At 34.3% G+C, this 1,337-nt stretch carries 4 protein-coding genes; all 4 read right to left on the minus strand.

The annotated features are described in order from the left end of the window. The coding region (locus tag RV14_RS11610; protein WP_071856394.1) for a DUF5406 family protein at positions 1-270 on the minus strand (270 nt) is incomplete at its 3' end. Beyond that, entirely contained in the window at positions 257-586 is a 330-nt protein-coding gene (locus tag RV14_RS11615) for a hypothetical protein (RefSeq protein ID WP_071856395.1), read from the minus strand. The genes RV14_RS11615 and RV14_RS11610, both read right to left, overlap by 14 nt. A gap of 79 nt (positions 587-665) precedes the next feature. Continuing rightward, complete coding sequence (locus tag RV14_RS11620) at positions 666-941, minus strand: hypothetical protein (protein WP_071856396.1); 276 nt, start codon at positions 939-941, stop codon at positions 666-668. Continuing rightward, positions 938-1,081, minus strand: coding sequence for a hypothetical protein (locus tag RV14_RS12355; RefSeq protein WP_167359869.1), 144 nt, complete (start codon positions 1,079-1,081; stop codon positions 938-940). The genes RV14_RS11620 and RV14_RS12355 overlap by 4 nt, the downstream gene beginning before the upstream one ends. Positions 1,082-1,337 lie beyond the last annotated feature (256 nt).

The raw sequence follows: 1,337 nt of genomic DNA on the forward strand, positions 1-1,337 counted from the left end.
ATCTTCCACTAACAATTCGTCCCCTTCATCATTTTTCAGGGTCATTTTAAACCATTCATTACCTTCATCATCTTCAGGAAGTAATCCAAATCCGATTGGGTTATCAGTCAATGGTTGATAATACAAATCTTCTTCGTCTAACGATAAGACACTTAATCCTTTGCAATTACCACCTTTTCTAAACATCACAAACCCTTTGTAATCCCAACGTTGAAAAGAAACTTTAATGGTGTGTTTTCCCCATCGGCTATTCGGATCATAATTTTTCATTTGTTGTATCCTCCTCATAATCAGTTAGTACTACAAAGCTATCCTTATTTCGGTTCAAAAATTCTAATAAATCTTGTATAGAAAATATCTCTTCATCAGCTTCACCGTAACAGATACCTTCGATAATTGTTGCTATATCTGAAAAACTAATTTTTACTGGACATTTGTCGTCTACCGCATTCAATATCGACAAAATTGCTTCTTTTTCTAAAATCTCTTGTTTGAATTTATTTGGAGCTAATCGCATAACACTCAAGTCATTTTCAAGCTTTTCAACCCAAGCACTTCTGCTCATTTTTGCGAATGTTTGCATCATTCTTTTTCCACCTCTGTTATCTCCCATAATGGTCGTATTTTATAGAATTGCTTTATTTCACAGCTCATGGAACAAGTTCCTATGCCATAATCAAATATTGACGCGACATACCTTCTTCCAATTGGTAATAGACTTTCACTCGTTCAAATCGCTTCAAAAGACCGAAAAAACAACGTTTTTCTTTAGGTGAAAAATTCGCAATATATTGACTTACTGGAAGCTTTCGATCCTTCCTCTTCTTGATCTCAGATAAAATATCTTTTTCGAAATGACGAATCATTTTTTGCTCTTCTTGTAAATTGAAATTCCGACTAAACCCATCGACTAGAGGGTGATAATTATAACTTGTTTTCATACAATCTCTTCTTTTCTAGGAAGAACAAGAAGTACTAATGGCTCAAAGATTTTTTTTGCAAGAATCCATTCATTGGCTTCTTTTTTGCTTGAACAGGAATAATACACACGTCCAGTATATTTCCCCATAACCTTTACCATAGGCAGTCACTCCTTCTCTTAATTAATTGTCTCGAAATGCTTGACGTATAACATATTCGTTATCGATTATTCGCTCTAAAGAGTCACAAGGATAAATTCTCTTGTTGTTTTTCTTCTGGTCCTCTTTGACGATTCACTGAAGTTTTTGAATCGTTTCTTCACTGAGCGCAATCTTGATCCTTTTTTTTCTTTGTTCCCATATTCAGGTGTCCCCTCTATTTTTCTAAACCTAAGCAGTTCTCAATTTTAATATTCG

The organism is Enterococcus ratti (assembly GCF_001886195.1).
In the GTDB taxonomy this organism is placed as follows: Bacteria; Bacillota; Bacilli; order Lactobacillales; family Enterococcaceae; genus Enterococcus_B; species Enterococcus_B ratti.

Bases quoted from the DNA above. Each gene is read 5' to 3' on its own strand.
- RV14_RS11615 (WP_071856395.1), bottom strand. From the start codon at position 586: ATGATGCAAACATTCGCAAAAATGAGCAGAAGTGCTTGGGTTGAAAAG.
- RV14_RS12355 (WP_167359869.1), bottom strand. From the start codon at position 1,081: ATGGTAAAGGTTATGGGGAAATATACTGGACGTGTGTATTATTCCTGT.
- RV14_RS11620 (WP_071856396.1), bottom strand. From the start codon at position 941: ATGAAAACAAGTTATAATTATCACCCTCTAGTCGATGGGTTTAGTCGG.